The sequence below is a fragment of the Streptomyces longispororuber genome, assembly GCF_014656095.1.
GTDB lineage: Bacteria > Actinomycetota > Actinomycetes > Streptomycetales > Streptomycetaceae > Streptomyces > Streptomyces longispororuber.
The window spans coordinates 1-4,670 of record NZ_BNBT01000273.1 but is presented as its reverse complement, the minus strand read 5'-3'; the positions used below and the strand labels follow the sequence as shown (position 1 = coordinate 4,670).

2 protein-coding genes and 1 pseudogene are annotated in these 4,670 nt (G+C 77.8%); 1 reads left to right on the top strand and 2 read right to left on the bottom strand.

Going from position 1 to position 4,670, the window contains the following annotated elements; all coding sequences use genetic code 11:
• Positions 1-189: 189 nt before the first annotated feature.
• A complete protein-coding gene (locus IE330_RS37710) occupies positions 190-3,204 on the top strand; it encodes a SpoIIE family protein phosphatase (protein ID WP_190140697.1) in 3,015 nt (1,004 codons plus the stop codon).
• Positions 3,205-3,371: 167 nt separating this feature from the next.
• Here the strand turns inward: IE330_RS37710 and IE330_RS37705 are convergent, their stop codons facing one another.
• Together IE330_RS37705 and IE330_RS37700 are read right to left on the bottom strand one after the other, a co-directional pair.
• Entirely contained in the window at positions 3,372-4,076 is a 705-nt protein-coding gene (locus IE330_RS37705) for a PspA/IM30 family protein (protein ID WP_190140696.1), read from the bottom strand.
• Between the two features lie 82 nt (positions 4,077-4,158).
• Positions 4,159-4,670: pseudogene (locus IE330_RS37700) on the bottom strand (TPM domain-containing protein); the annotation flags it as partial.

The following is a 4,670-nucleotide window of genomic DNA, read 5'->3' as shown; positions in this document are numbered from 1 at the left end:
GGCGCGGAAGAGGCGGGCGGAGCCGCGGGCCAGGTCGGCGGCGACGACGTAGGCGGCGGCGCGTCCGGGGCGGTAACGGGCGGTGCGGCACCTGGCGTAGCCGCGCCCCGGGACGGCGTCGACACGCGCGGCCCCGGCGCCGGCGGCACCCCCGCGCGCGTCGAGGGCCCACCCCCCACCGGGGGCGACATCGTCTGGCAGGGCAGCCCTCCGGGGTCCCTCTACGACCACATCAGGGTGGCGTCGTTCTCGATCGGCCCGGACGGGCTCGTCGACCAGTGGAGCGAGCGCGCCGAGCGGCTGTTCGGCGTGGCCGCGCGGGACGCCGTCGGCAAGGACCCGATCGAGGCGTTCGTCCCGCAGGAGCTGCGGCCGCGCGGCCACCGCAAGATGGCCGAGATCCTCGACGGGCGGGAGTGGACGGGGGTGGTCCCCTTCCGGCTGCCCGCGGCCGAGGAGCACCCGCACGGGAGCGGGACGCGCTCGCGCGCCCCCGTGGACCGGACGGCCGCCCCCGAGGACCGGACGGCAGGGCCCGGCGAGCGGACGCCCGGCGCCGAGGGCTGGTCGTGCGACACCGAGGAGTGGTCCTCCGGCACCGACGAGCGGGCTGAGGGCACCGGCGGACGGGCTCCGGGCACCGACGAGGGCCCCTCCGGTGCCGACGCGCGGACCCATGGCGCGGATGCGCGGACCCGCGGCACCGACGCGCGGCCCCACGACACCGAGCGGCGGCCGCCGGCCGAGCGCGACGGCGGCTCCGGCCCCGGCGCCCCCGCAGGGGAAGCCGCACGCGTCCGTGAAGGCACCCCCGTGCGGGAAAGCACCCCGGTGCGGGAAAGCACCCCCGTGCGGGAGAACGCCCCCGTCCGTGAAGGCGCCCCCGCGCGGCAAGGCGCACGCATCCGTGAAGGCGCCCCCGTGCGGGAGAACACCCCTGTGCGGGAGAACCCCCCCGTGCGGGAAGGCATCGCCGAGGTCTACGTGATGCCCGCCAGGACGCCGGACGGCGAGCGGTCCGCCGTGTGCATCGTCGTCGACGTACGGGCGCTGCGGCGGATCGAGACGGACCTCGCGGCCTCGCAGGCCATCTTCGGCCAGTCCCCTTTCGGCTTCCTGCTGTTCGGCACCGACCTCAAGGTGCAGCGCGCCAACCGCCGCTTCGCCGCCGTCTTCGGCGGCGCCGCCGAGGACCACCGCGGCCGCACCGTCCACGACTACCTGCCGCGCCACGAGGCCGACCGCATGCAGGCCGCGCTGCGCCGCGTCCTGGAGACCGGCGAGGCCGTCACCGACATGCAGATCGTCGGGCCCGCGCCGGGCAGCAGCGAGCGCCGCCACTGGTCCATCAACCTCTACCGCGTGCACAGCGGCTCCGGCCGCCCCATCGGGGTCGCGGGCCTCGGCAACGACGTCACCAGCAGGCACGCCGCCGCCCGCGAGGCCGCGCACGCCCGCCGCAACCTCGCCCTCCTGAACGAGGCGGGCGCCCGCATCGGCAACTCCCTCGACCTGGAGACCACCGCCCGCGAGCTCCTCGACGTCACCGTCCCCGGCTTCTGCGATTTGGCCTCCGTCGACCTGTACCAGGGCCTGCTCGACGGCGACGAGACCGCGCACATCCGCCAGAGCCTCGCCGACGGCAGCGCCGAGCTGCGCCGCGTCGCCTTCGCCAGCGCCGTCGCCGACGCGCCCTTCCCGGAGGGCACCGGCCCCATCGACGTCGGCTCCGTGCACCGCTACGCCTTCACCTCGCCCTGCGCCGACGCCCTGCGCACCGCCCGGCCCCGGCTCATCGCCGGGGACGACTGCGGGCCAAGCCGCCTGACCAACGGCCTCATCCAGTCCACGCTCGCCGTGCCGATGGTCGCCCACGACACCGTCGTCGGCCTCGCGCAGTTCTCCCGTACGAAGGGCAGCGAGCCGTTCGGGGAACGCGACCGGGCGCTGGCCGTGGAGCTCGCCGCGCGCGCCGCGGTCTGCATCGACAACGCCCGCCTCTACCGCCGCGAGCACGAGCGCGCCCTCATCCTCCAGCGCTCCCTGCTGCCGCCCGGCGACCCGGAGGCCGCCGGGCTCGACATCGCCTGCCGGTACCTGCCGGGCAACACCGCCACCGAGGTCGGCGGCGACTGGTTCGACGTCATCGAGCTGCCCGGCCACCGCACCGCGCTCGTCGTCGGCGACGTCATGGGCCGCGGCCTGCGCGCCGCCGTCGCCATGGGCGAGCTGCGCTCCGCCGTACGCACCCTCGCGCTCCTTGATCTGGAGCCCGCGGACGTGCTCGCCGCGCTCGACGAGATCGCCCGCGGCCTCGGCAACCCCGCCGGACCCCGGCGCTCCGCCGGCTCCCGCACCGACCGCGACGCCGACGACCTCGCCGAGGTGTACCTGGCGACGTGCGTGTACGCGGTGTACGACGCCGTCACGCGGCGCGTCACCATCGCCAACGCGGGCCATCTGCCGCCCGTCCTGGTGGAGCCGGGCGAGAGCGCGCTCATGCTCGACGTGCCCCCGGGGATGCCGCTCGGCGTCGGCGGGGAGCCCTTCGAGGAGGTCGAGGTCGACCTGCCCGAGGGAGCGCTGCTCGCCCTGTACACCGACGGCCTGGTGGAGTCCCGCGACCACCCCCTCGACGAGGGCCTGAACGCGTTCGTCGGCGCCCTCGCCGAACCGGCGCAGGCCCTGGAGGACATCTGCGACCACGTCCTCAGCACCCTCGACACCCACCACGGCGAGGACGACATCGCGCTGCTCATGGCGCGGGTGCAGGGGCTGCCCGCCGAGCACGTCGGCGACTGGACCCTGCCGCGCGAGCCGCGCTCGGTCGGCCACGCCCGGGAACTGGCGTGCGCGCGGCTGCGGGAGTGGGACCTCGAACCGCTCGTCGACACCGCCGAGCTGCTGGTCAGCGAACTCGTCACCAACGCCCTGCGGTACGGCGAGGGCGAGATCCGGCTGCGGCTGCTGCTCGACCGCACCCTGGTCTGCGAGGTCTGGGACGCGGGCCTGGTCCAGCCGCGCCGCCGCCGCGCCCGCGACACCGACGAGGGCGGCCGCGGCCTCCAGCTCGTCGGGCTGCTCAGCGCGGCCTGGGGCTCGCGCCGCACCCCGCGCGGCAAGACGGTCTGGTTCGAACTGCCGCTGCCGGGCGGCGACACACCCCCGATGGACGCGGCGGAGGCGCTGATGAGCCTGTTCTGAGCCGGGGCCCGGACGGCCGGGGCTCTCCTGCGAGGGCGGCCCGGCCAGGGCCGCCCGGCCCGGACTGACCGGCCCAAGCTTCGGGGCGCCCCGTCCAAGGCTTCCGGCCGCCCGGCCCAGGGTGTCCCGGCAACGGCGCCCCGCCCGAGCCGCCCGGCCCCGCCCCGTCACGTCGTGGCCTTCAGCGCGGCCAGCCGCGCCTCGACCTCCGCCTCGTCGTCCAGGCTCTCCACCCGCTCGAACTGGTCGTCCAGCGGCGACGCCGCGGGCTCCGGCCGTCCCAGCGCCCGCGCCTCCTCCCTGCGTACCTTCTCCTCGAACCGGCCGAGCTCCCCGCGCGGGTCCAGCACGTCCGCGCCCCCCGTGCCGCCGGGCGCCCCCTCGGCGGCCCGCGCGCGTGCCGCCGCCCGGTCCCGCGCCGAGCGGAGCTCCGTCAGCTTGATCCTCATCGAGTCCAGGCCCTCCTTCAGGCGGGCGACCATGTCGCCCTGCGCGGCGATCACCGGCTCCGCGTCGGCGGCCTCCCGCTCCGCGCGCACCTGCCGCCCCAGGGCGACCTTCGCGAGGCGGTCGAACCGGTCGGCCGCCGCGGCGTTCCCGGCCGCCCGGAGCACGTCCGCCCTGCGGCTCGTGTCCCGCGCCCGCGCGGCCCAGGCGACGGCGGCCCGCAGGTCCTCCTCCTGGTCCTGCCGCAGCAGCCGCAGGTCGGCGGCGGCCGCCGCGGCGGCCCGCTCCGCCTCCTCGATGGTGTCCGTGTAGTCGCGGACCAGCCGTTCGAAGACCTGCCTCGGGTCCTCGGCCAGGTCGAGCACGGTGTGCGTACGCGCCTTCGCGAGCCGCGTCACCCGTCCGAGGATCGTGTGCTTGGTCATGCCGCCGCCTCCCTGTGCGCGATACGAGGTACGGGACCGGGCCGGGCCACCGACCGCGGCGCCGGGCCCGTGCCCAGGCCCGTCAGCCGCTCCCTGTCCGCCCCCGCGTCCGCGTCCCGCCGAAGGCGCCCGGACCGCCGTCACGGGGCCCGCCGTCACGGGGCCCGCCGTCACGGGGCCCGCCGTCACCGGAGCCGCTCCCGTCCCCGGCCTGCCCGCGGAGGATGCCGCCCAGGACGGCCCCGCCGACGCCGTCGCCCGGCTCGCCGCCGACCTGGTGGCCGTACGCGCGTACGTCCCGCTCGGCGAGCGTCCGGGCCTTCCGGGCTCGGGCGTCGGCGGGCCGGGCGTCGGCGAGCGCGGCCACGGGCGCCGCCGGGGCGGTGAGGCGGCCCGCGCGGGGGTCCACCCGGGCGCCGTGCCCCTGTGCCCGCTCCAGGTGGCGCTCGGCCTCGGCGAGCCGGGTGCGGGCCTCGACGCCCACCGCGCCGAGGTGCGTCGTCACCTGCTCCCGGGCGGTGGCGACCGTGCCGCGCGCGACGAGCAGGGCCGGGCCGAGGAGCGCGGCGGCCCGCCCGGCGGCGGCCTTCCGGC

What these genes read in the sequence shown, in the direction of transcription:
- IE330_RS37705 (WP_190140696.1), bottom strand. Translation starts at nt 4,076, where the DNA reads ATGACCAAGCACACGATCCTCGGACGGGTGACGCGGCTCGCGAAGGCG.